Below are 22,670 nucleotides of genomic sequence, written 5' to 3' on the forward strand. Positions count from 1 at the left end.
ACCCCGTCTGCGGGCAGCTGATCGACACGGTCCTGTCGGCCGGCTTCCACCTGGAGATCGTCGACGCCTCGGTCGGGGCGTTCCCGGTCTTCGCCGTCTACCTCTACAACTCGGACATGGCCGACGTGTTCGGCGGCGGCGGGGCCCACGCCGATCCGGCGGTGGCGCTCTCCCGGGCGCTGACCGAGGCCGTCCAGAGCCGGCTGTCGACCATCTCCGGCCTACGCGACGACATCCCCGCCGACACCTACCGCGAGCGCCGCGTCCTGATCGACCTGGACCTGGTGCCGGAAGCCCGGCTCCGCGACTGGTCCGAGGCCGCGGCCCGTGAGCCCGCGGTCGACGTCTCCGCCGGCGCCGCCGAGCAGCTGGATCAACTGGCCTGGCTGGTGGCCGACATGACCGGACATCAGCCGCTTATCACCGATCTCTCGCCCGCCCACGGGGACTTCCACGTCTGCCGCGTCATCGGGCCCGGGCTGCGCCACGACTCCCAGGGCAAGTTCGCCCGCCCCGCCGCTGCACCCGAGGTGGTCTGACCATGCGGACACGGACACTGATCTTCGGCGGCCCGAGCCTGTACGGCATGGACCTGTCCCGCTGGCCCGAACTCGAACGGCACGGCCCGGTGAAACACGGCGACCTGTTCCGGGCGGCCCTGACCCGCGGCGACACGGTGCTGATCGTCGACGGCGTCTACCAGCACTACGCGCCGATCCGCTACAAGGAGATCATCGCCGTACTGCGCAAGGGCGTCCGGGTCTACGGCGCCGCCAGCATGGGGGCGCTGCGCGCCGCCGAGCTGGCCCCGCTGGGCGTCACCGGCGTGGGCCAGGTCTACGAGTGGTACGCCGGCGGCGAGCTGGAGTCCGACGGGGACGTCGCCCTGGCCCACGCCCGGGCCGAGGCCGACCACCGCCCGCTCACCCTGCCGATCGTCTCGCTGCTGCACGCCGCCCGGGCGCTCGGCTCGCTGACCGAGCCGCGGGTGCAGCGACTGGTCGAGCACGCCCGAACGGTCCCGTTCAGCCTGCGCTCCGCCCGAGCCCTGCTCGCCTCCCTGCCGGAGGGCACCGACCTGCACGAGGACACCCGGGCGGTCTGCGCCTACCTCTCCGACTCCCCGGAGCACGACGTCAAGCGGCAGGACGTGCGGGCCCTGCTGGACCGCATCACGGCAGCCCGGCCGGGCGACTCGGAGCCACCGGCCACCACCCTGCCGGCCTCCGCCTGGGAGCAGCAGTGGACGCTGGAGGAGACCCCGCCGGCGGCGGGCGGCTGCACGGCCGGCGAACTGCTGCGCTTCTGCCAGCTGTTCCTGCCGGACTGGAGGGAGCGGCACCGCTCCTGGGTGCGTGCGCAGGTCCAGGCCTGCGCCCCGGACCGCCCGGTCGCCGAGATCGTCCGCGAGCGCGGCATCTGGCCCGAGGGGCAGGACGACCGCGCGGAGCTGGCCAAGGCCCTCGACATCGAGGAACAGCCCGCCGACGAGCAGCTGCTGAGCGCCCTGGTGCGCACCTTCCGCTGCGGCCCGGGCAAGTTCGTCTACAACTCCTTCCCGTCCTGCGGGTTCGAGCCGCAGGAGATCGAGGAACTGCGCTCGTTCACCGAGCAGGCGCTGGCCGCGAACCGGCTGGCCGAGGAGCGCTACGCCCACTTCAGCCACGCCCAGCTGGCCGCGCAGGAGGTGGTCGACGTCTTCGCCGCCCTGTGGGGCGAGCCGTGGTCGGACTGGTGCTTCATCGACCGCGGCTTCACCTCCGAGGAGGACTTCCTGCGCAGCGCCCGCCCGTTCTTCGTGTCCGCGCGATCCATCGTCGCCGGGCAGGCCAAGGAGGTGGCCCCGTGAGGACCGAGACACCGCGCCGCGACGCCGGCGTACCCGACCACGAGGGACGCCTCGGCTCCCGCACCCTGTCGACGGGTCAGATGCGCGCGATCGCGGACGCCTACCTGCGCTGCGCCGGCGTCTCCCGGGTCAACGACGTCACCGACATCGACCGGGTCGGCATCCCGGTGTACACCAGCGTCCGTCCGAACGCCGCCGCCGGCCTCAACACCATGACCAGCGGCAAGGGGCTGACCCCCGACGCCGCCTGGGTCTCGGCGGCGATGGAGGCCGTCGAGCGGAGGTTCTGCGAGCCGCGGCCGTGCGACCGGGTCGGCAGCTACCAGCAGTTGGCCGAGCAGGAGCTGGTCCTGGACCCGCGCAAGCTGAACCTGCGGCGCGGACACCGCTGGAGCCCGTCCAGCGAGCTGTCCTGGTGCCGGATGACGGAGCTGTCCAGTGGGGCCGAGGTGCTCGTCCCGGCCGCCGCGCTGTTCACCCCGTACGAGGACGGCCTCTCCATGTTCACCTCGAACACCATCGGCCTGGCCTCGGGCGCGTCCACCGAGGAGGCCCTGCTGCACGGCCTCTACGAGGTGCTGGAGCACGATGCCACCGCGTTCGGGGAGGTCGGCCACGTCGGCCACGCGGTGGCCCGCGACTCGCTGCCCGGCCCGGTCGCCGACCTGGTCGACCGCTTCGAGCGCGCCGACGTCAGCGCCCAGCTCTACCACTTCCCGGGCCGCACCGGTCTGCCGACCTTCTACGCGACCATCCGCGACGAACTGGTGCCCGATCCGCTGCTGATCAACGGCGGGGCCGGCTGCGACGCCGACCCGCAGACCGCGGCGCTGCGGGCGCTGTGCGAGGCCGCCCAGTCCCGGCTGATCGTCATCGCCGGCTCGCGGGAGGACCTGGACCAGGAGAGCTACCGCAGGCAGCTGTCCTACCGGGCCGCCAAGGAGCGGCTGGAGCTCTGGTCGGGGAACTGGCCCTCCGTCGACTTCGGCGACATCCCCGGGCTGCCGGCCGGAACGGTCGCCGACCAGCTGCGGGAGACCCTCGGCCGGATGCGGGCGGCAGGGCTTCCGCTGGTGCTGGCAAGGATCATGACGGCCCCTCAGGACCCGCTGAGCGTGGTGCGGGTGGTCGTCCCGGGGATCGAGTACACCCACCTGGACAAGCGGCGCTGCGGCACGGCCATGAGCGCGCTGCTGAACGGAGAGGCAGCGGCATGAGCACGCGCACACTGACGATCTTCATCGGCCCCTCGCTGCGGTCGGCCGACCACCAGGCGCTGCACGCCCGTGCCGCGGAGCAGGCCGGCGGCGACCTCGAAGTCCGGATCCTGCCGCCGGTGCGCCGCGGCGACCTGCTCAAGGCCGTCAGGGACGGCCGGCCGGGGGACGTGGTGCTGATCGTCGACGGCGAGTTCGGCCAGGAGCTGGCCGTCTCCGTGCTGGAGATCCGCGAGACCATAGCCGCGGGCCTGCTGGTCCTGGGAGCCGGCTCGATGGGCGCGCTGCGCGCGGCCGAGTGCGACGTGCTCGGCATGCTGGGCTTCGGCTGGGTGTTCCGCAGCTTCCGCTCGGGCGCCCTGGAGTCGGACGCCGAGGTCGCCCTGATGTTCGACCCGCTGTCGTTCCAGCCGATCACCCTCCCCCTGGTCAATGTCCGCTGGGTCGCCCGGCGACTCAACGAGGACGGCGCACTCAGCGGTCTGGCCGAGCGCGAGGCGGTGCGGGCGGCGGCACGGCTGCACTTCCGCTCGCGGACCCTCGACGAACTGGACACCGCCTGGCGGAACGTCACCGCGCTGACCCCCGAAGCCCGCGCCACCCTGCTCGACCTGCTCGACCCGGCCCACGACGGGCGCCATGACCGCAAACGGCTCGACGCCCTCGAAGCCGTCGGCATCGCCCACCAGCTGGCCCGGCCCGGCCGCAACAGCCCCCTGGTCCCGCTGCGGCTCCCGGAGCTGGTCCGGTCATGAGCGCGCCGGCCGCCCGCCTCGCCCGCGCCGCCCTGCGACTGCTGCCGGACCAGGGCATCCGCCTGCTCGTCGCGATCCAGCTGATCGACGCCGTCGGCACCGGCGTCTTCCTCTCCGGCAGCGCGGTCATCTACTACCGCGTCTTCGGCTTCTCGCCCGGCACCATCGGCCTGGCCGTCGGACTCGCCGGCGCGGCGGGCCTGGGGGCCTCCATGGTGGGCGGCGTCCTCGTCGACCGGGTGGGCGCCCGGCGCGCCCTGGTGCTGCTGACCGCCGCACAGGCCCTGACCTACCTCGCCTTCCTGCTGGTGCACGGCTTCGCCGCCTTCGCGGCCCTGCTGTGCCTGATCGCGGTCATCGACTACACCAAGGGCACCGCCTACACCGCCGTCCTGGCCGGCCAGCTCCAGGGACGGCCCACCGCGGTACGCAGCCGGGCGGTGATCCGCTCCTACTTCAACGCCGGGTTCTTCGGCGGCTCCTCGGCCGCGGCCCTGCTGATCGGAGTCGACCGGCACTGGCTGCTGCGCGTCTTCGTCGGTGCCAACGCACTGTCATATGTGCTGTGCGCCGGCCTGGTGCTGCTCCTGCCCCGGCTGGCGGCGGCCGAGCGCAAGCGCACCAGGCGCAGGTTCTCGGCGCTGCGCGACCGGCGGTTCCTCGGCGTGGTGCTGGTGACCTCCGTCCTCGGCCTGCACGGCGCGATCCTGACGGTGGCCCTGCCGCTGTGGATCCTCAAGCACACCTCGGTCTCCCCCTCCCTGGTGCCGGCCCTGCTGGCGCTGAACACGATCCTGGCGGTCACCGCCCAGGTGCCGATGGCCCGCGGCACCGACGGCCTCACCGGCGCGGCCCGCGCCGCCCGCCAGTCCTCCGGCCTGGTCGCCGCCGGCTGCCTGGCGCTCGCCTGCACCGCGGGCATCGGCGGCCCCGGCGGCGGCGCGGTCACGGTCGTCGCCGTCGTGGCGATCACCGCAGGGGAGCTCCGGCAGACCGCCGGCCGCTGGGGACTGTCCTTCGCGCTCGCGCCGGCGGACGCGCGGGCCGAGTACCTCGGCGCGTTCAACATCTGCCTGGCCCTCACCGCGATCTACGGCGCGCCGCTGACCGTGTGGCTGACCACGGGCCTCGGCGCTCCCGGCTGGTGTCTGCTCGCCGTCCTGGTGCTCGGCGCCGGTATGTTGATCACCCCGGCCGCGCGGGGCGCCGGCAGCAGCGCGGACACCGCAGGACTGCTCGACGTGGAGGTAGCCGCATGACCCGCACGGTCGTCCGCCTGGTCCGTCCCGACGACGCCGAACCGCTGGTATCGGCCCTGGCGGCCAGCCGTGACCACCTCTCTGGCTCCTTCCCCACCAGTTGGGACGACCTGCTCGACGTCGGTGCCCAGCGCCGCCGGATCGACAGGGCACTGCGCACCCACACCGAGGGCCGGAACTGGCCGGGCGTCATCACCGACGCAGACACCGGCCAGGTCGTGGGACGGGCAGCCCTGCACGACATCGCCCACGGCAGCCGCCGCTGCTGCTTCATCAGCTACTGGCTCGCCGCCTCCGCCACCGGCGCCGGCCACGCCACCCGGGCGGTCACCCAGCTGACCTCCCTCGCCTTCGACGACCTCCGCCTGCACCGCGTGGACGCCTTCGTCCGCCCCGCCAACACCGCCTCCCTCGCCGTACTCCAACGCTGCGCCTTCGAACGGATCGGCGTCGCCAGACGCCACACCTACGTCAACGGTGACTGGCACGACGAGACCCTCCTGCAGAAAATCGCCCCCTGGGACGCCCCCGGCCTCCTCGAACCCCCCGCCTCCGGCTGATCGACCGATGTTTCCGGCCAGAAAAACGCTACATTGCGTTCTTGGATCACTCAACACAAACGTTGCATGGATTGCATGTTTCACCAGCTAAAAGCGTATGCCATGTTGCAATTACCTGCCATCTAACGCAATCCTCGAATCCCCGGCGTTGCATTCAACTGAAGGTGAACGCTATCCTGCAAGTGTCGGGACGCGCGGAAGGGGATTGCGGTGCCGGGAGGCAGACTCACTCAGGCGGAACGCCAGCAGATCGCACTGGGGTTGGCCGACGACCTCGCCTATGCGGAGATCGCCCGGCGGCTGGAACGTCCCACCTCGACGGTCACCCGCGAGGTGGACCGCAACGGCGGTCCCGCCGGCTACCGCGCGGACCTGGCCCACCGCGCCACCGAGCGCCGCGCCCGCCGACGCAAGCCTCCCGCGGCCCGGAGCCAGGGGACGCAGAGCCAGAGCCGTGACGACGAGGCCGTGCGCGAGTACGAGGAGTCGTTCACGACCCTGCTGATGCACCAGGGCCTGCCCAGGATGACGGCCCGCGTGCTTACGTGCCTGTTCATCGCCGACGCGGGCAGTGTCACCGTGGCGCAGCTCGTCCAGCACCTCCAGGTCAGCCCGGCGTCGGTCTCCAAAGCCGTCACGTTCCTCGAAGGACAGGGCCTCGTCCGCCGCGAACGAGACGAACGCCGACGCGAGCGGTACTTCGTCGACGACGACGTCTGGTACCAGTCCACGATCGCCAGTGCCCGCGGCGTCGCCCAGGTCGCCGAGACCGCACGGCAGGGCGTCAGCGTCCTGGGCCGTGACAGCCCCGCTGCTGCCCGCCTGGACAACATCGCCCGTTTCAGCGACTTCATCAGCGAGAGCATCCTGCGCGCCGCAGAGCAGGTCCGCGAGGTCCTCCACGCGAAACCCGACCCAACCACCCCCGCCCCCCTGGACCCGGACCGCGGATAGCCCGCTCCCGTCGGCCGAACTCCCGCGTGGACACCGCTGCCGCTGACGAGTCCGGCGCCACCGTCGTGGCCGACGCGCCCGGCACCATCGTCCCCGCGCACCGTGCCAGGCGCGCTCGCTGTTCCCCACGGGGGTGTGAGGTACGCGCACGGCGGCGGCCTGACCGACGGGGGGAGAACCACGCGGGAGGGGTTGCGGCTTCAGACCGTGGGCGGACCAGCGTGCGGCCGGTCGAGCGGTGGACGCTGGCCCGGATCAAGACGCGATCGGCCGCTGGTCCAGCCTCGGCTGGCGCGCCTACCGGCGCCACCGCGCCCGCCTCACCACTGGGCGCCGGCCCGGAGGCCGATCAGCGGCCCCGCGCACCTTCCCGGTCGCGGGGCCGCTGTGTGTCCACCGGCAGGTTCAGACGCAGTGGGGCACGCCGGGCACGTTGTGGAACGCCGCCGCGTAGTCCACGTACGGTGCGAAGGTATAGGCAGCCCCCACGTAGATGTCCCCGCTCCCGTTGTGCACCCTTGCAGTGCGGTACCACACGTCGCCGGCAGTGCCGACGTCCTTTCCGACCACCCAGCAGGTCGCCACGATGTAATCGCCGGGCGAGAGTGTGAGATTGTTGTGGACCTTGGGGGACGCCGGATCGGCGGACGCGTATACGCCCACGTGGGCGCTGGTGTCCAGCTTGATCGTCAACGGACGGTCGCCGTAGTTGTTCGGGTTTGGATCGGCAGACGCCTGCGAGGTTACGCACAAGACGGACGCCCCAGCCACGGCGAGCGCAGCAAGAGTCCTGATCGCACCAGTCATCATATGTCTCCCACGTATCCTCCCGGCCCTCCAGTTGGACCAGGCACGACCAGGCTGCTCGACCCGACTGTTCGGAGTCACGTTTCCCGTACGAATCCGTACAGCCGGCCGCGCAGCGGCTCGGAGGTCCGGCGTAGCGCCGCTGCAGTTCCGGATCGCGATGATCGAAGACAAGGAACGACAGCAGCATGGTCTCGGTGTCGTTGCGGCAGGGTTCGGGCGATCAGTTCGTCTTCGGTGATGGGGCGATGGCCGGTGGCCTCGGTGATGGGGCTGCTGGAAGAGCTAGCTGATGCACGCTCATATCACCTGGCAGGGCCGCACCTTGTCCGGGGCGGTCAGGTGACGGTCGACTCGAAGTACCCGTGGACCAGCGGGGAACCGCAACTGGGGGGCCGGCGGGGGCAGTACTCTCCGCGCGGAGTCACATAACGGCCCGCTCGGGTAGCGAGGGGACATTGCGGTCAACTCGGCCAACGTCGCTCGTTCCCCCGACGCGGCCAGGTCGATTGTACAAACAAGGTTTTCACTGCTGTAAGCATGGCGTAGCGTACGTTGTAGATAGGGACAGCGCCTGAGCTTCAAGGGGGAGCGCCGGATGCCCGTCATGCTTCCTTTGGCCAATGGGATATCAACTGATCACCCGGTGCCAGGGATTCCATTTGTCGACGATTCGCACATTCCGACCGCGGACAGGTACGAGCTGGAAAAGGTCGGCCGCCGCGGTGGGGACGGGATGTGGGGGCGCGAGGACGACAGCCCCGAGGGAAGCTGGATCGCTGTCACGACCGATCCGGTCCGCCACGACCTGGCCTGGTGCGTGAAATGGCATCCCGACCACGGCCGGAGCGTGCTCCTGGTCCGCGATGACGATGCGTCACCCAGGCACATCCAGTGGTGGAACACAGCACTCTTGTTCCGCCAAGGGGGCTACTGGTGGGACGGGGACCGGTGGTTCCGCCCGGACCAGGTCTTCGACCAGGAGGCCGAGGAGTTCGATCACCGGCCTGTCGTCGGCGCCGTCACGGTGACGGCCGATCAACTGCTGGACGGCAGCGGCGACCCGCAGGGCGGCCGGCTGCTGAGGGTGGCCGACTTCGACCTCGACGCAGCGGCGCCGACCGTATGGCTCGACCATCTCGCGCTGTGGGCAACTCGTCGCGGCGCGAGTGGCGCGGACGCGTTGCCGCTCGAGCGCTGCGTGGTGAAGTTGTCGGCGCCAGAACTGGCCGGCGACCAGCTGATCGGCCTGCCGGAGCTGGCAGGGATGGCGGGGATCGCCGCCTCGACGCTGCGCGCCTACATCGCCCGCCATGAAGGCGAGGTGCCTCTGCCCCAAGCAGTGCTCAGCGGCCGCAGCGCCTGGGCGAAGCCCGTGGCCCGGGACTGGGTGGAGCGCCGCAACCAGGCACGCGAGAGCGATGCGGGCACCGCGTCGACCAGCCGCGGGCAGGCTCTTCGGGTAGGTAGCCATGATCTGCGGGACCGTCTTGCACGGCGGTTCTTCAGGGAGCTGTGGGACCATCCGGGTGTCCGAAGGCACTGGGCACTTCGCTTCCGGACTCCTGAGTCGGTGCTGAAGGTGGCCCAGGGCCTGGGACAGCAGGTAGCCGACCGGCTGGACGACATCGTGCCGATGGCCGATCTCGCGGGGACGTTCGAGCTGGCCATGAAGCACGAACTGGGTGCCTGCCCGGCAGGCGCGTCGGACAGCGACCTCGGCCCCGGCCTGTCCCCTCCTGTGGCTCGCATGCTTGAGTGGCTCGTCCAGCACGACCCGAAGCGGGCCCAGGGCACGGTCGAGCGACTCGTCGGGTACGCCGAGAAGGAACTGGGGATGCCACCCGCGTCGGTGATCGGCCTGCTGCGCCTGGCGCTGGCGCAGGACACCCGCAGCAGCTCCGACTGCCACGGATTCCTGGACCAGATCCCCGTCGCGTACGAGCAGGCAGCCGACTGATGGGCAGTTGCTCCCGAGCTGCGCGCGACCGCAGAGGGGTCTCGCGCAGCATGGCGCAGCCCAGGAACCAGGGCTGCGGCTCCGGGCAGGCGAGGTGCCGCCTACATGGGCTGAACAGGAGGGCCCTGTTGATGAAGCGTGAAATGCAGACGTAGAAAACCTGAGAGCCGCCCTGCGTCAACAGGACGGCTCTCTCAAGACGACTCCTCCGGCCTGGAAGCTTCTGGAGTCGTGGTCAGCACGGGGGAAACACGCTAGGTGCCTGAGCACACAGCACATCGACCACCCGCGTCCAATGTTAGAGCGCCTGCAGGGCCCTGCCCAGCGGTATCGAGTCAATGCAGCGTGCCTCACACAAAGCTGGCCACGGCTCCCTCGTTCGAGGGAACAACGTGCAGATCAAACACCCCGTAGGCGCCCGCAGGCGAGCTCCGGCCCGTGCCCGCAGACGGCGGCCGGATGACGGTCGGTCATGCTTCCTGGGTCGGGCCGTCGTGGAGACGTCCCGGTGACGCGCCCCGATCCCGGTGAGGCTGCGACACGTGTGCAGTACGGGCGCCGCTCTCGCTTCCGCTTCGTGCAGACCCCGCAGTGGGCCGTGCTGATGCCCGCGTTGTCGGACGCGGGCTACCGGGTCTACTCGCTCCTTCTCGCGCACGCGAATCAGGAGGCCGGCGACGGGGTGGTCTGGCCCTCGCAGGCGGCCCTCGCCGAGGCACTGGGCAAGTCGGAGAAGACTGTCTCCCGCATCATCTCCACGGAACTGAAGCCCCTGGGGCTGGTGGATGTCGACACTTACCGCTACGGCCAGAACAACACGCGCCGCGGCAACGTCTACACCGTTCACGAGGAGCCGCCGCAGGGATGGCAGGGCCTTGCCTCCGTGGTGGAGTTCCACGCTGCCCGCAAGGCCGCCCGTGAGGCCGCGTCACAAGAATCCGCAGCTCAGGCCGGAGACCCCAAAAATGGGCTGTCCGGACCCCGCGCTTTCGGGGCTTCCGGAGGCCGCGGGCCAGCGGCCTCCGGAAGCCCCGAAAGCGCGGCGGTAACTAGACGAACAAGCAACAACACGAACGACGACCTGGCGCCCCTTGGGCGCGCCAGCGCCCCGGACGCCCGCAGGGCCCCTACAGGTAGTAGCCCACTCACGTCCCGGGCCGGCTCCGCCGCGTCCGCAAAAGCCAGCATCCCGAAGACCAGCCCCGCACGTGCCCGCCGCTTGTCCAAGGAGCAGGCTGGCGCGATCCGGGTCGTCGAGGCCGGCTTCCCCCAGGGATTGAGGGAGTTGCTGCCGAGCCACCGGCCTGCGGTGCTCCGCGATGCGATCCTGACCGCCCTGGCCGATCGAACAGCCGAACAGTTGGCGCAACGCGTAGCACGCCGCTGGCTCACGCACGGATACGCGGAGGCGCGGTTCGGAGGGAAGGGGATCGCTTCGCCGGTGGGGGTGGCGGTGGCCCTCGTGCGCGCCCCGGCGGAGTGTCCGGACCTGTCGTGCGAGGACGGCGTCATCGTGGGCTCAGAAGAGCCGTGCAAGGCCTGCCAGGGGCGTCGGGCGGACCGGCGAGCAACACGGGCCGTGCGGCCGGCGCACCAGAATCAGGCCGGCCCGACACCGGCTTCGGGCCCGCCGGTGCCCGCGTCCAAGTGGTGGTGTCGGGGCGATTGCGGGTTCAACTCCTATACCGACCCGCCGGCTGACGGGATGTGCCGTGAATGCCGGGAGGACCTCGGCAGCTCGGCCACGGATTCGGTGCAGGACGAGGCGAGCATCCGTCAGATCCTTGAGGCAGTACTGCTTCGGTGAGCCGTGGCGACGACTGCCAAGGCCTCGCGAGCCGGCTGAGCACGTGGTGGATCGCCCCCCAACCGGCTGGAGCCCGGTCGACGCCGTGGGTCGACGGCGTGGCTGTGAACGATCCCTCGATGCTCACGGGCGTAAAGGTATTGTTTACGCATGGACGATTTCCGCCAGGATCTCACCGCCCTGAGCAGCTCGCTGGCCGAGCAGGCCACTGCCCTGGCCCAAGCGGCAGGCAACCCGTCGGCGTCACTTGCCTGCCTCGACATGGTCCGGAGTGCTCGGCGCATCGAGGACCTGGCCGAGCAGGTGCTCAAGCTGTGCGCACAGCAGTCCCGGGACGCCGGTCACACCTGGCGGGAGCTCGGCGACCTGCTCGGAGTCACCCGCCAGGCCGCCTTCCAACGGTTCGGCAAACCCGTAATCACGGGCTCGGCAGCGGTTGACGGCCGCGGGGATGAGGTCCGCACCCCCAGCGCCTCGGGGGTGGACGGCTGAGGATGCAGACGAAGGGGGCACCGGCGCCGAAGCGTCCACGGCATCTGTGCTGTGGCGGTGGCGCCGACGCGGTGTGCCTCATCCCGGCGAAGGACTGGCCGGGTCGCGGAGGGCCAACGGCGGCGCTGTCCGTCCTGGGTGGGGCACAGGACGGACAACTGGTACGGCGGGGTCTCGACCCGGACACCGGCTCTTCCCCGACTGCTCTTCGCCAACTGGCGAAGGACTTCCGGGGAAGCAATCACGGCCGCCGACCGGGCCGCCTGACGAGGCGGCCGGTCAGATGATGGCGGTGTTCACGACCGCGGCGATCACGGCGGCGTCCTGCTCCTCCTGACGCGCCCGCGCGTCGTCCGCCGGCTGGTCGGATCGCTGGTCCCGCTGCTGCTCCTGCGGCTGGTCCTGCTTGTCGGACCGCTCGGAGGACTTGTCCCGCTTGCCCATGGCCTGCTCCTCGTTTCCGTAGCGACTGTAGTTGCATTGTAGGAAAGTAGATGCCACCATGGCAACCATGGATGCTGAACAAGCACGAGCGGATCTCGAGCAGGCCAACCGCTCCTACCGGTCCGCCGTACACCCAGTACTACCCCGTTGGGTGCCGCCGCTGTGCGCCGTACTGGTGGCGGGCGGGACCGCGCTGGTCGGTGCCGCTCCGTCAAATGGCCTGGCGCGACTGGCCTGCACCCTGGGCGGAGTCCTCCTGGCCGCGGCCGCGGGCGCAGTGGTCTTCCAGACCAGGGCGCGCGGCGGCATCTCGGGTCTGCGCGGGCCGGCACGGGAGTCGGGGACCGCGGTCGTGATCTGCGGGATCGCTTTCCTCATCAGCGCCACCACGGCCTCGGCGCAGCTGCGCTGGGTGTACGTGGCGCTCGGGCTGGTCACCGGTGCGATCACCTGGTGGGCCCTGGCGAGGAGGCACAGATGAGCGGTGTTCTCGACGACGCGTTCCGAGCCACCGCCAGGCTCAAGATCGCCGCTTTCCTCTCGGGCTGCGACGAGGCGGAGTTCCGGGCGGTGCAGGACTACGTCGAGCTGAGCGCGTCGGCGCTGTCGAAACACGCCGCCGCGCTCGAGGAGTCAGGCCACCTGGCGATCCGCAAGGGCCACGTGGGCAAGATGCCCCGCACCTGGCTGGCCCTGACCGACTTCGGCCGCAAGGCCTTGACCGACCATCTGGCCGCCTTGCAGGAGATCGCCGACAGCGCGGCGCGCCATGCGATGGGCCAGGCCTCGCAGAAGCCGGCCGCATCGAACAGCGCGCCAAGGTGAAGTAGGCCGCGGCAGCGAGGAGCTGCCGCGGCCCACCTCGGGGGATCAGCAGCCGTGGCGCACGGTCTCCGAGACGCTCACGCCGCTGAGCGCCGACGCGGTGGCGACGGAGATCGTCAGGACGATGGTGCCGGGCGCGTCGGCCACGACGGTGGCGCCGAACTCGTCAGCGGTGGTGTACTCGGCGTAGCCGGCGATCAGGTTCTCGTTCATGGTGAATCCCTTCAGATCAGAGTTGAGTGTGCGCTTGGGGTGGAGCCGGTCAGCAGTTGCTGGTGACCGTGTTCGCCGAGAGGCCGAACGAGGCGACGCTGAGCGCCACCAGGGAGAGGGTGGCCGGAGCCTCGACCGCCGAGTCCGCGACGAGCTCGTCGGCGGTGGTGTACTCGGCGTAGCCGGCGATCAGGTTCTCGCTCATGTGACTGCCCTTCCAGGGGAAGTGGGTTGCGTAGCTGCCGGTCAGCAGCTGGCCTTGATGCTCTCTCCGACGGAGACACCGATGGAGAAAGCGATGGAGACGGCCACGGTGCCCGGCGCGTCGCCTGTTCCCTCCGCGGTGTACTCGTCGGAGGTGGTGTACTCGGCGTAGCCGGCGATCAGAGCCTCGTTCATCGAGCTGCCCTTTCGTTGCTGGGACTGGCGTGGATGTGCGGTACTGCGGTCAGCAGTTGCTGGTGACGGTCTTGGCGGACACCCCGAACGAGGCGACGCTGAGCGCCACCAGGGAGAGGGTGGCCGGAGCCTCGGTCACAACGTCCGCGACGTACTCGTCGAGCGTGGTGTACTCGACGTAACCGGCGATGAGTTCCTCGCTCATTTCCGATTCCTCTCTTCCGGTTCCTGGGTGAATGGGGGCTCGTTCTCGCGGGGGGAACTCCGCGAGAATCGGAGCCGGGCCCAAATCAATCCCATCCCTCTGCATCGCACTGCTTGCTTGCCAGGCGGTGCAGGCCCTGAATTTCCGTCCGGTCCTCCGGGGCAGGAATAGTTCACCACCGCGCCGGGTGGCCGTCGACTCCCTTTGGCGGTGGAAGTTAACCAGCAGGCGGCTGACCTCGGAGTCCTTGGGGAAAGTCAAACATTCCAGGGAACGTTGGAAAGGCTATTGCTATGCCGTTCCCGATCGCGCGCGCATTGCTGGCGCCGGATCAGGAACGGTGCAACCGGGGGAATCCACGGCCAAGGAACCCGGGCCGCCGCCGGTGCCGCCTGCGGCAAAGCGGCAGGCAAATTGCTGCCCCTGCCCGTCGGTCCAGGCCGTAGGGGGTGGAGCAGGCCGCAATACGGTCCGCGGGCTGGTGATGGGCGGCGGCGACAGGCGATACGGCACGTTGACTTCGACTGCCCGCCGCGCCGCGGGCGCGGACACGGGTCCGCGCGGGGGAGGTCCCTGATCAGTGCAGGACGAGTTCTTCGGGGCGTGCCTGGTCGGGGTCGGCGTCGAGGTGGTCGAGGTCCTGCCCGCCCGTCTCCTGGCCTCGCAGCCCGATGAGCACGGTGGCGACGGCCATCGGGGCCGCGCACACCAGCGCGATCGCGCTGACGCCGGGATGGTGGGCCAGCAGCAGCGCCAGCAGCGGCGGCCCGAACACACCGCCGGCCTTGCTGCAGGCGGCGGCGAAGCCACTGCCCGCACTGCGGACCCGGGTCGGGTACACCTCGGCCGTGTAGGGCGAGAGCATCGCGATGACTCCGCTGGTGCCGGTGATGAGCACCCCCATCACCACGATGGTCAGTCCTTGGCTGCCGGACAGGCCGATCACCGCCAGCACCCCCAGGGCGAGCGCGGACAGCGCCCCGAACAGCGCCATGGTCTTGCGGCTGGACCAGCGGGCGTAGAAGACCGCGACGAGTCCGGTACCGGGGATGGCTATCAGCGAGGAGTAGAAGAGCAGCGTGTTCGAGGTGACGCCGAGGTGGGAGTCGCTCTTCAGCAGGGACGGCAGGAAGGTCATGAAGCCCCAGTTGATGGCGCCCCAGGACAGCGCGTACAGGCCCACGATGACCGTCTTGGCTGCTGTGCCGCGCTCGAACAGGGAGGCAAGGACACCGGCACGGGACGCCTTCAGCCCGGCGGCCTGGGAGGGCCGGGTGGGGGAGTCGGTGCCCGGCGTGTCGGCCGGCGCCAGGCGCATGCCGAAGCGCTCGGCTACCTCCAGGGCTTCGGCGGTGCGGCCGTGCTGCAGCAGGAACCGGGGCGACTCGGGGATCCAGTGGTGCAGCACGAGGATCAGCACGGCGAAGGGCAGGTGGGTGAACCACATGATCCGCCAGCCGAAGTGGGGGATGAGCAGTGCCGCCAGGCCGCTGGTCATGAAGTAGGCCAGCACGGTGGCCAGGCCGGCCTGCAGGACCATGACGAAGCTGCGGTGCTTGGTCGGGATGGATTCCGCCATCAGGGCGTAGGAGACCGGGAGCAGCCCCCCGGCGGCGGCACCCATCAGGAAGCACATGACCAGGTTCCACGTGAACGTGGGCATCACCGCGCACACCGTGGTGGCCACGAAGATGATCGAGGACATCAAGATGGTGGCCCGGCGGCCGATCCGGTCCCCGAGGTATCCCCAGAGCAGCGAGCCGAAGACGGTTCCGGTCAGGGCCACCACCGGCAGGGTCGCCGAGGTCGCGACGGAGATGTGGTAGTCGCTGCGCATGCCCGGCAGGATGAACGCCAGTGTCGCGGGCTTCATGATGTCGATGATCATGGCGAGGGACAGTGCCGCGATCAGGCGGGCGTGGGCCGGGGAGAGACGGTCCTGGCTCGGAGGCAGCAGCTGGTACCGGTCGGTGACCGGGGCGGTCGGCCGGCGTTCGATCAGGCCGGCGACGGATATCACCAGGCCCACGGTGAGCAGGATCATCCCGGTGACCATCGTCGGCGACGAGCCCATGTTCATGGTGGGCGACGAGCCCATGTTCATGGGCGGGGAGGCGCCCATGGCCATGCCGGCCATCCGGCGGTCCATGGTGCGCATGGCGAAGTAGGCCGGCAGGTGGAGCAGCACGCCGGCGGTGGTCATGGCGAGGCCGGACCAGAACAGGAAGGGTCGCGGGAGGGAGGCGCTGCGCGAGCGCGAACGGATGGGTGAGAGGGTCACGGGTTCTCCACTGGGTGCTGATGCGGGGTCAGGGGCGCTTGCGCTTGCGGCGTCCGACGATCAGCGCCAGGTGGGCCTCGCCGAGGGCCGCCCGCAGGCGCGTGATCTCGTTGAGGAGTTCACGTTCCCGGCGTGCGGTGCCCCCTTGCGAGGGCGGCTGGGTCAGCCCGCGGGCGCCTGCCCGCCAGGACGCTGAGGACGATGCGCGCCTTCTCATCGGGTGGAAGCACTGGTGGTCGCGGCACATTGGTTCCTAGGGGTGTTCGAGAAGGTCCTCGGCCGCAGGGGCGGGCGGTAGAGCCGCCGTCCCGTCGTTGTCGAGGAGGTCCACGAGCATGGGGATGTACAGGTGCAGGTCCGGATGCCAGCCGACGTAGGCGGCGAAGTCGTGGGCGTGGACGGCCAGCCGCACGGTGGCGCAGGCCGCCAGGCCCACCGGGTCCCACTGGTCGCCGTAGCCGGCCAGCAGGAGGTCGCGCAGCTGGTTCAGGACGGGTCGGTGTGCGCCGTCGCGCTCGGCGACCATCCGGAACTCGATGAGTTCCCCGACGATGCAGCCCAGGTCCAGCTCGCGGCGCCCGTACGCGGCTTCCGCGCCGGACAGGACCAGGCAGGCCGGCAGGTCGTTGTCGTGGTCGGGGACCACGAGGCTGCCCATCGAGGGCCAGCCGTGCACAGCGACCGGATCCGGCCCAGGGCTCAGCGCAAGTTCGGTCATCTGCTGGAGCTTTTCCCAGCGCTGGGGGCCCAGTTGGGTGCGCAGGCGGTGGCGGAAGCCGCCGGCTGCGCGCGGGCCGCGGCCGGTGGCGAGCCAGGCGGCCAGGCGGCTGGGCCCCGGTGCGGGGCCGGCCTGGGCGGCCTCGCCCGGGTGCGAGGTGCTGGTGTGCAGCCGGCGCAGGGCGTGGCCGAGGTCCTTGAACAGGGGACGCAGCTGCCCGGTGGGGTCGTCGTCCTTCAGCAGGATCTGGGCGATGCTGCGTTGGCCGGTCACCTTCCACACGCGCTGCCTCTCCTGGTCCAGCCACGGCAGGGCGAAGCGGACGCGTGTGCCGTCGGCTTCGGCCGCCCGTGCCGCGAGCCACGGGGGAGTGGGCCGGAACGCGACGCGGTTGCCGGGCCCGGGCGCGCGTTCCCAGTCGATGAGGCCGTCGGCGCGCGGGCGCAGCCGGGTGATCTGGAAGCCGGTCCCGAACTCGACGACCGGTGGCGTGGTGATGGAGGACGTCATAGCGCCTCACTCCAGGCGAGCATGTCGTCCAGGGCGGCGACGGCCTGCGGCAAGGCGGCCGGGGCGCCGATGCCGGGCTGGCCGCTGGACATGCTCACCCCCGTGATGGGGGGCAGCACCGTGACGTTGTCCCGCACGGACAGGTCGGCGATGTGGCGCTGGTAGGCGGGGTTGGCGTGGCCGCCCGGCGGCAGCGACGGGCAGACCACGATGGGGGCCGTGGTGCACTGCAGGGCCAGCAGGATCGGGGTGTCCGCCAGGCCGAGGGCGAAGCGGGACACGAAGTGCATGGTGGCGGGGTGGACCAGGACGGCGTCCGGCCACGCGGCGAGCTCCGTGTGCAGGGCGCCGTCGGGCTCATCGGGCCAGATGTCCATCAGCGGCAGCCCGTTGCCGCCGGCGGCGGCGACCGCGCTGGTGCCCACGAAGCGCTGGGCGCTGTAGGTCATGGCGTAGCGGATCTGTGCTGCGGGATAGCTGGAGCGCAGCCAGGTCAGCCACATCGGCAGGAACATCGTCTGGATGCCGCCGGTGGCCAGGTAGAGCAGGCGCCGGGCGCGCAGCGGCGGCGCGACGGCGGGAGCGGGCGGCACCGGGGCAGCTTCGATCGCTGTCATGACAGCCCCAGCGTGGCCGCGGCCGAGAGGATCGCGCTGAGGTCCTTCAGCGCCGCCCCGGGCCCGTGGGCCAGGTACACGCCTGCGACGTTGACGATGACTTCGTCGACGCCGGCCTGGTGGTAGGAGATCAGGGTTTCGGCGATCTTCTCCGGGCTGCCGGTGGCGACGACATTGTGCTGGACCAGCAGCGCGGCGCCCGTGTGCGGGTCGGCGGGATCGACCGGGATACCGGACTGGTTGAGCATGTCGGTGTAGTGCGGGGCCTGCAGGTGCTGTCCGGCGGAGTGGAACGCGATCGCGGCCAGGTCCCGGCCCGGGCGCTCGACCGCGCAGTGCACGACGGCGGCCAGACGCGGCCGGGTGCGTCCGGCCCGCTCGGCGCCCTCGTCCAGGGCCGGGACCAGGCGCTCGTGGAGGTATCCCGGAGGGGTCAGCCAGGTGATGCCCCGGTCCGCCACCTCGCCGGCCAGCCGTGCCATGGGTGCGCGCAGCACGCCCAGGCCGATCTCCACGGGGGCGGCCTGCATCGGCATCAGCCCCAGGCCCTCGGTTGCCCACGGGCCCTCGGTCTCCTTGACCTCCTCACCGTCCAGCAGCGCGCGCATCATCTGCACGTAGCGGCGGGTCGCGGCGATCGGCTTGGGATAGGGGGCCCCGAGCATGCGCTGCTGGAAGCCGGCCGCGGCTGGCCCGATGCCGGCCACGTACGTCTGCCCGGACAGGGCCGCCACCGAGCGCGCGCAGGTGGCCGCGGTCAGCGGATGGCGCATCGGCATCAGGGTCACGCAGGAGCCGAAGGACGCGTTGATGCCCATGCCGGCCAGGGCCGCGAAGAAGTGGTGGGTCTCGACGCCGAGCGACTGCCCGCACCAAAGACGCTGCCCGCTGGTGGCCTCGGCCAGACGGGCGTAGGGAACGGCACTGCCCAGATCCGAGGGCTGGACGGGGAACAAGACACTGATGGTCGGCATGGGATCCCTTGGGGTGTGCGTCGACGTCAGAACCATGAGCGGGGAAGGGCCCCGGTGTCACCGCAGACCGCCCCGCGCAGCAGGGGCGGCGCGAAGCGGCCGGCGGCAGACTGGACGGCGGCCGGGGTGGTGGCGGTGATGCGCGCGGGGACTTCGACGATGCCCGACAGCTCCACCCCGGCGATCAGATACGACAGCAGGCAGCTGGCACGCCCGGCCTGGGAGCTGAGGGTGAGGGCGTACTTGCCGTTGGTGTAGCCGATCGCGGCGTCCAGTTCGGCTCCGGTGGGGCCGGCGGCGGCGAAGTCCTCGAAGATGCCCAGCAGGCGCCGCATCGCCGCGGCGGTGCCGGCCGGGTTCACATCGGCCTCCAGGACCAGGAAGTTCTGGCCCAGCACGTCGGCCAGGGCGCTGTTGGTGCGGTAGGCCAGGCCGAGGTCCTCGCGCAGCACCATGTTGACGCGGGAGGCGAAGTTCCCGGCCAGCACGAGGGAGGCCACCAGCGCGGCGGCGTACCCGTCCAGGTCGTCGGGAGCCGCGGTGGGCGCGGCGAGCCGGATCTGGGTCTGCGCCCAGGCGGGCAGGTGCTGGTGGATCACCTGCGGCTCGGGCAGGAGCTGAGGGGTGGCCGGGGGTGGCGCCTGCCGCAGGCCTCCGGTGGACCAGTCGGCGAGTGCCCGGGCGAGTTCGTGGGTGACCTGGTCGGGGTCGACGTCGCCGACGATCACCAGGTGCGCGCCGGCCGGCGTGATGGCACGGCGGTGGGCCTGGCGCACCTGCTCGGTGTCGACCTGGTCGACGGCCTCGGGCGTGGGCGCGGGATCGACGCTGGGCGGCACCTGCCCGTAGACGGCCTGCCACATGCGCCGCGAGGACTCCAGGCCCGGCTGCGCGGCGACGAAGACCGCCTGCTGGAGCGATTTCGCCTTGGCGGCCTGGACCTGGGCGTCGGTGTACGCGTGCCCGGTCAGCGCCGACAGAGTGTCGCCGACCAGGGCGATGCGGTCGCTGCCGCAGGTCAGGGACAGCAGCAGCCATTCGTTGTGGCGGCTGATGGAGACCACACCGCCGTGCTGCTCGAACCGGGCGCACGCGGGGGAGTCGGGCCAGCAGCCGGTGAGCACGTCGAACACCGCCAGGTCGGCGTGCGTTACCAGGGTGAGGCGGATCGCCAGATGCGCCTGCACCATGGGGACGGTGGCCAGCGGTGACGCGGTGACGGTCAGTCCGCTGACGGTGGTGTGACTGGTGAGGTCGGGGGCCTGCACCGCGGGTCGGGCCGTCACGAGGTGGACTCCTTCGGGAGCAGGGTCAGCACGGCGCGGCCCTGGGGGCGGGCGAGGTTGGCGGCCGCGGCGCGGATGTCCTGCGCGTCGGTGGCGGCCAGGGCCCGGGTCAGGGCGTCGGCGATGCCGGGTTGCTGCCACAGCAGCCGTCCGCGGGCCAGTGACCGGACCCGGGTCGCCAGGGAGTCCTGGCCGACGTGGGTCTGGGTCAACGCGGACGCCACCGCCCGCTGCACCTCCGGTTCGGACGCGGCCCCCGATGCGACCGCCCGCAGCTCGCGGTCGACCACGGCCAGGGCGCGCTCCGCGGCCCCGTGCGGGTGGTGGACCACGATCACGAACGTGTCCGGGTCGGCGGCCATCAGCGGACCGAACAGCCCGGCCGTCGAGGCCACCTGCGCGGTCAGCGGCACCACGGCCTGGCGAAGCCGTGCATGGGTCCCTCTGGTCAACAGCCGGCCCAGGACGACATGGGCGGCGTAGGCGCGCATGTCGCGCGCCGGGTCCGGCAGCCGGCAGCCCACGGCCAGCGCCGGGCGCGGGGCCAACGCGTCGATGTGGACGCCGGTCAACGGCTCGCCGGCGACCGGTTCCGCAAGGTCGGGCAGGGGCGGCCCCGGACGCGCCGGAACATCGGCGAAGGCCCGCTCGACGGCCGTCAGCGTCGCCTGCGGGTCGATGTCTCCGCACACCGCCAGGACCGCGTTCTGCGGTGCGTAGAAGGCGGCGTAGAAGTCGGCGCAGTCCTCGATCGTGGCGGCGTCCAGGTCGTCGAGCTCGCCGTAGCCGTTGTGGGCGTTCTCCCACTTGCCGTACAGCACCGACGGCAGGACCGTCCACGGGAAGCCCCCGTAGGGCATCCCGGTGACTTTCAGGCGGATCTCTTCCTTGACCACATCGCGCTGCACATCGAGGTTGCGCTGGGTGACCGCCAGGTGGGCCATCCGATCGGCCTCCAGGGCCAGCACCTGGTCCACGGCATGGGACGGAACCACCTGGTGATAGTCCGTCACGTCGGGGAAGGTGTTGCCGTTGACCTGGCCCCCGTGCGCCAGAACCCGGGAGAAGTGCTCCCCCTTCGCGACGCTGCGCGAACCCTGGAACATCATGTGCTCGAACAGGTGGGCAAACCCGGACCGGCCGGGGGTCTCCGTGCGGAACCCCACGCGGTAGTTCACCGCGACGCCGGCACCGCTGGTCTGCGGAACCCGCTGAACAACAACGCCCAGACCATTCGCGAGCCTTGTTTCGACTATCCCGTCCAACATGCCGCTGATTACATATCAGGAGGCCTGTAGAGGCAACCATTTGTTGTCGAATGTGCACGCCATCATGCCTTCCACCTGCGGCGATGGCCGGTCCATTCAAGAAAACATCAAAGTTTCTCGTTGCCGGTCCACGGAGGCCTTCCTTAAAGTCCTGGACTTATGGCGAATGAAAACCGCGCCCAGGTTCGGACGGTCCGCTTCCAGCCGACCGACCTTGGTGAAGTCCCCCACGTCGACGCGTTCCTGGCCCGCCTGGGCCTGGGGCCCTTCGACCCCACGACCGTCACCAGTGCGACGGGGCGCAACAACAACTGGAGCGGCACGACCTCCAACGGCACGCAGGTGTTCGTCAAGCAGCTCCACGAGGGTGACAGCGAGGACCGGATGCGGCGCAGCCGCGTGGCCGGCGACGCGTTCGCCGACGCCGGGTCCACCCCGCGTCTGCTGGGAACCGAAGACGACCACTTCCTGCTGGCGTTCGACCACATCGGCGACGCGACGTCCGCCGACGTCCTGGCCGCGGAGGGGGAGTTCGACGACCCACTGGCGGGCCGGCTCGGCGCCACCGTGGCGGCCTTCCACAGCCTGGACGCCGCCGGCTTCGACACCAGCCCGCACCCGCTGCCCCCGGTCGCCGGCCTCAAGGCGCTGTCCTACCGCCACTACACCGAGGCCGTAAGCGCCGAACTGGCGATGTGGCGGCTGCTGCAGGGCGACCAGGCCCTGATCGAGGCGCTGGTCAAACTGCGCGACGACGACAACGAATCGGTTCCCGCGCGCGGCCCCATCCACGCCGACATGCGGCTGGACCAGTTCCTGCTGACCGGCGGCGGCGCCCTGTACCTGACCGACTTCGAGGAGGCCCGCGTCGGCGACCCCGCCCGCGACATCGGCGCGTTCGCCGGGGAATTCCTCTTCCACGCGGCCGCCACCATCCCGGTGACCCTGGCCGACGCCTCACCCCTGGGGCACACGGCCACCCACGAGGAGATCGTCGCCACCGGCGTCGCGGAGCTGGAGCAGCGCAGCCCGCTGGTGAAGGCCTTCGTCCACGCCTACCTCGACACCGCCCCCGCCCGGATCACCGATGACCCGGGCCTGCTGGTACGGGCGGCCTCCTACGCGGGCTGGCACATGATGGACCGAATGATCTCCATGTCCGTCCACGCCAGCCGCCTGTCCCCCATCACCAAGGCCGCCGCGGGCATCGGACGCACGGTCTTGCTCTCGCCCGCCTCCTTCACCTCCTCACTCGGCCTGGAGGCCTGAG

At 70.9% G+C, this 22,670-nt stretch carries 25 protein-coding genes; 13 read left to right on the plus strand and 12 right to left on the minus strand.

All coding sequences use genetic code 11. The annotated features are described in order from the left end of the window. The 7 genes from TR46_RS30050 to TR46_RS30080 all read left to right on the plus strand — a co-directional run. A partial coding sequence (locus TR46_RS30050; protein WP_042407642.1) for a YcaO-like family protein occupies positions 1 to 539 on the plus strand: 539 nt, incomplete at its 5' end. Between the two features lie 2 nt (positions 540 to 541). Beyond that, a complete protein-coding gene (locus TR46_RS38395) occupies positions 542 to 1,849 on the plus strand; it encodes a TfuA-like protein (protein ID WP_052433204.1) in 1,308 nt (435 codons plus the stop codon). Continuing rightward, positions 1,846 to 3,066, plus strand: a complete 1,221-nt coding sequence (locus TR46_RS30060) for a YcaO-like family protein (protein ID WP_042407643.1) — start codon at positions 1,846 to 1,848, stop codon at positions 3,064 to 3,066. The genes TR46_RS38395 and TR46_RS30060 overlap by 4 nt, the downstream gene beginning before the upstream one ends. Next, positions 3,063 to 3,821: a TfuA-like protein gene (locus TR46_RS38400; protein WP_052433205.1), complete on the plus strand. Its 759-nt coding sequence runs from the start codon at positions 3,063 to 3,065 to the stop codon at positions 3,819 to 3,821. The genes TR46_RS30060 and TR46_RS38400 overlap by 4 nt, the downstream gene beginning before the upstream one ends. Continuing rightward, complete coding sequence (locus tag TR46_RS30070) at positions 3,818 to 5,080, plus strand: MFS transporter (RefSeq protein ID WP_052433206.1); 1,263 nt, start codon at positions 3,818 to 3,820, stop codon at positions 5,078 to 5,080. Before TR46_RS38400 ends, TR46_RS30070 begins: the two co-directional genes overlap by 4 nt. Beyond that, entirely contained in the window at positions 5,077 to 5,640 is a 564-nt protein-coding gene (locus TR46_RS30075) for a GNAT family N-acetyltransferase (protein ID WP_042407646.1), read from the plus strand. The genes TR46_RS30070 and TR46_RS30075 overlap by 4 nt, the downstream gene beginning before the upstream one ends. A 210-nt stretch (positions 5,641 to 5,850) precedes the next feature. Further along, positions 5,851 to 6,594, plus strand: coding sequence for a GbsR/MarR family transcriptional regulator (locus tag TR46_RS30080; protein WP_042407649.1), 744 nt, complete (start codon positions 5,851 to 5,853; stop codon positions 6,592 to 6,594). Between the two features lie 405 nt (positions 6,595 to 6,999). Here TR46_RS30080 and TR46_RS30085 read toward each other — a convergent pair whose 3' ends face one another. After that, positions 7,000 to 7,401, minus strand: coding sequence for a hypothetical protein (locus TR46_RS30085; RefSeq protein ID WP_042407740.1), 402 nt, complete (start codon positions 7,399 to 7,401; stop codon positions 7,000 to 7,002). Between the two features lie 598 nt (positions 7,402 to 7,999). Between TR46_RS30085 and TR46_RS30090 the strand changes: the two genes are divergently transcribed. From TR46_RS30090 to TR46_RS30100, 3 genes are all read left to right on the plus strand, one after another. Continuing rightward, positions 8,000 to 9,361, plus strand: coding sequence for a helix-turn-helix transcriptional regulator (locus TR46_RS30090; RefSeq protein WP_042407651.1), 1,362 nt, complete (start codon positions 8,000 to 8,002; stop codon positions 9,359 to 9,361). 508 nt (positions 9,362 to 9,869) lie between these two features. Then, entirely contained in the window at positions 9,870 to 11,168 is a 1,299-nt protein-coding gene (locus TR46_RS30095) for a helix-turn-helix domain-containing protein (protein ID WP_161790219.1), read from the plus strand. Positions 11,169 to 11,318: 150 nt separating this feature from the next. Further along, on the plus strand, positions 11,319 to 11,660 hold the full coding sequence (locus TR46_RS30100) for a hypothetical protein (RefSeq protein ID WP_042407657.1): 342 nt from the start codon (positions 11,319 to 11,321) through the stop codon (positions 11,658 to 11,660). Between the two features lie 279 nt (positions 11,661 to 11,939). Here the strand turns inward: TR46_RS30100 and TR46_RS42675 are convergent, their stop codons facing one another. After that, positions 11,940 to 12,104 carry a hypothetical protein gene (locus tag TR46_RS42675; protein ID WP_161790220.1) on the minus strand — a complete coding sequence of 55 codons (165 nt, stop codon included), beginning with the start codon at positions 12,102 to 12,104 and terminating at the stop codon, positions 11,940 to 11,942. A 67-nt stretch (positions 12,105 to 12,171) separates the two neighbouring features. Between TR46_RS42675 and TR46_RS30105 the strand changes: the two genes are divergently transcribed. Continuing rightward, the gene (locus tag TR46_RS30105; protein ID WP_152626759.1) at positions 12,172 to 12,585 is read left to right on the plus strand and encodes a hypothetical protein; all 414 of its coding nucleotides are present in this window, start codon (positions 12,172 to 12,174) and stop codon (positions 12,583 to 12,585) included. Then, a complete protein-coding gene (locus TR46_RS30110) occupies positions 12,582 to 12,929 on the plus strand; it encodes a transcriptional regulator (protein ID WP_042407664.1) in 348 nt (115 codons plus the stop codon). Before TR46_RS30105 ends, TR46_RS30110 begins: the two co-directional genes overlap by 4 nt. Before the next feature lie 45 nt (positions 12,930 to 12,974). Here TR46_RS30110 and TR46_RS43285 read toward each other — a convergent pair whose 3' ends face one another. The 10 genes from TR46_RS43285 to TR46_RS30145 all read right to left on the minus strand — a co-directional run bounded on the left by TR46_RS43285 (position 12,975) and on the right by TR46_RS30145 (position 21,400). Then, positions 12,975 to 13,142: an LxmA leader domain family RiPP gene (locus TR46_RS43285; protein WP_169790677.1), complete on the minus strand. Its 168-nt coding sequence runs from the start codon at positions 13,140 to 13,142 to the stop codon at positions 12,975 to 12,977. A gap of 49 nt (positions 13,143 to 13,191) precedes the next feature. Next, positions 13,192 to 13,347 (minus strand): LxmA leader domain family RiPP, encoded by a 156-nt coding sequence (locus TR46_RS42680; RefSeq protein WP_161790221.1) that lies wholly within the window; start codon positions 13,345 to 13,347, stop codon positions 13,192 to 13,194. 41 nt (positions 13,348 to 13,388) lie between these two features. Beyond that, complete coding sequence (locus TR46_RS42685) at positions 13,389 to 13,541, minus strand: LxmA leader domain family RiPP (RefSeq protein ID WP_161790222.1); 153 nt, start codon at positions 13,539 to 13,541, stop codon at positions 13,389 to 13,391. A 49-nt stretch (positions 13,542 to 13,590) separates the two neighbouring features. Then, entirely contained in the window at positions 13,591 to 13,746 is a 156-nt protein-coding gene (locus TR46_RS42690; protein ID WP_161790223.1) for an LxmA leader domain family RiPP, read from the minus strand. Positions 13,747 to 14,323: 577 nt separating this feature from the next. Next, complete coding sequence (locus tag TR46_RS30115; protein WP_042407666.1) at positions 14,324 to 16,027, minus strand: MFS transporter; 1,704 nt, start codon at positions 16,025 to 16,027, stop codon at positions 14,324 to 14,326. A gap of 253 nt (positions 16,028 to 16,280) precedes the next feature. After that, positions 16,281 to 17,255: a hypothetical protein gene (locus TR46_RS41600; RefSeq protein WP_042407680.1), complete on the minus strand. Its 975-nt coding sequence runs from the start codon at positions 17,253 to 17,255 to the stop codon at positions 16,281 to 16,283. Continuing rightward, a complete protein-coding gene (locus TR46_RS30130; protein ID WP_042407682.1) occupies positions 17,252 to 17,872 on the minus strand; it encodes a flavoprotein in 621 nt (206 codons plus the stop codon). Before TR46_RS30130 ends, TR46_RS41600 begins: the two co-directional genes overlap by 4 nt. Then, positions 17,869 to 18,846 carry an LLM class flavin-dependent oxidoreductase gene (locus tag TR46_RS30135; protein WP_042407684.1) on the minus strand — a complete coding sequence of 326 codons (978 nt, stop codon included), beginning with the start codon at positions 18,844 to 18,846 and terminating at the stop codon, positions 17,869 to 17,871. The genes TR46_RS30130 and TR46_RS30135 overlap by 4 nt, the downstream gene beginning before the upstream one ends. A gap of 26 nt (positions 18,847 to 18,872) precedes the next feature. After that, positions 18,873 to 20,132 (minus strand): M16 family metallopeptidase, encoded by a 1,260-nt coding sequence (locus tag TR46_RS30140; protein ID WP_042407689.1) that lies wholly within the window; start codon positions 20,130 to 20,132, stop codon positions 18,873 to 18,875. Next, positions 20,129 to 21,400, minus strand: coding sequence for a M16 family metallopeptidase (locus TR46_RS30145; protein ID WP_042407692.1), 1,272 nt, complete (start codon positions 21,398 to 21,400; stop codon positions 20,129 to 20,131). The genes TR46_RS30140 and TR46_RS30145 overlap by 4 nt, the downstream gene beginning before the upstream one ends. 159 nt (positions 21,401 to 21,559) lie before the next feature. Here TR46_RS30145 and lxmK point away from each other — a divergent pair, with 159 nt between their 5' ends. Next, positions 21,560 to 22,669 (plus strand): class V lanthionine synthetase subunit LxmK, encoded by a 1,110-nt coding sequence (gene lxmK / locus TR46_RS30150; RefSeq protein ID WP_042407695.1) that lies wholly within the window; start codon positions 21,560 to 21,562, stop codon positions 22,667 to 22,669. The last annotated feature ends 1 nt before the right edge of the window (position 22,670 follow it).

The organism is Streptacidiphilus carbonis (assembly GCF_000787775.1).
Classification (GTDB): domain Bacteria; phylum Actinomycetota; class Actinomycetes; order Streptomycetales; family Streptomycetaceae; genus Streptacidiphilus; species Streptacidiphilus carbonis.

Coding starts and splice junctions, on each gene's coding strand:
- TR46_RS38395 (WP_052433204.1), top strand. CDS start 542: ATGCGGACACGGACACTGATCTTCGGCGGCCCGAGCCTGTACGGCATG.
- TR46_RS30130 (WP_042407682.1), bottom strand. CDS start 17,872: ATGACAGCGATCGAAGCTGCCCCGGTGCCGCCCGCTCCCGCCGTCGCG.
- TR46_RS38400 (WP_052433205.1), top strand. CDS start 3,063: ATGAGCACGCGCACACTGACGATCTTCATCGGCCCCTCGCTGCGGTCG.
- TR46_RS30100 (WP_042407657.1), top strand. CDS start 11,319: ATGGACGATTTCCGCCAGGATCTCACCGCCCTGAGCAGCTCGCTGGCC.
- TR46_RS41600 (WP_042407680.1), bottom strand. CDS start 17,255: ATGACGTCCTCCATCACCACGCCACCGGTCGTCGAGTTCGGGACCGGC.
- TR46_RS30110 (WP_042407664.1), top strand. CDS start 12,582: ATGAGCGGTGTTCTCGACGACGCGTTCCGAGCCACCGCCAGGCTCAAG.
- TR46_RS30075 (WP_042407646.1), top strand. CDS start 5,077: ATGACCCGCACGGTCGTCCGCCTGGTCCGTCCCGACGACGCCGAACCG.
- TR46_RS30085 (WP_042407740.1), bottom strand. CDS start 7,401: ATGACTGGTGCGATCAGGACTCTTGCTGCGCTCGCCGTGGCTGGGGCG.
- TR46_RS43285 (WP_169790677.1), bottom strand. CDS start 13,142: ATGAACGAGAACCTGATCGCCGGCTACGCCGAGTACACCACCGCTGAC.
- TR46_RS42690 (WP_161790223.1), bottom strand. CDS start 13,746: ATGAGCGAGGAACTCATCGCCGGTTACGTCGAGTACACCACGCTCGAC.
- TR46_RS30070 (WP_052433206.1), top strand. CDS start 3,818: ATGAGCGCGCCGGCCGCCCGCCTCGCCCGCGCCGCCCTGCGACTGCTG.
- lxmK (WP_042407695.1), top strand. CDS start 21,560: ATGGCGAATGAAAACCGCGCCCAGGTTCGGACGGTCCGCTTCCAGCCG.
- TR46_RS42680 (WP_161790221.1), bottom strand. CDS start 13,347: ATGAGCGAGAACCTGATCGCCGGCTACGCCGAGTACACCACCGCCGAC.
- TR46_RS30090 (WP_042407651.1), top strand. CDS start 8,000: ATGCCCGTCATGCTTCCTTTGGCCAATGGGATATCAACTGATCACCCG.
- TR46_RS30135 (WP_042407684.1), bottom strand. CDS start 18,846: ATGCCGACCATCAGTGTCTTGTTCCCCGTCCAGCCCTCGGATCTGGGC.
- TR46_RS30145 (WP_042407692.1), bottom strand. CDS start 21,400: ATGTTGGACGGGATAGTCGAAACAAGGCTCGCGAATGGTCTGGGCGTT.
- TR46_RS42675 (WP_161790220.1), bottom strand. CDS start 12,104: ATGGGCAAGCGGGACAAGTCCTCCGAGCGGTCCGACAAGCAGGACCAG.
- TR46_RS30105 (WP_152626759.1), top strand. CDS start 12,172: ATGGATGCTGAACAAGCACGAGCGGATCTCGAGCAGGCCAACCGCTCC.
- TR46_RS42685 (WP_161790222.1), bottom strand. CDS start 13,541: ATGAACGAGGCTCTGATCGCCGGCTACGCCGAGTACACCACCTCCGAC.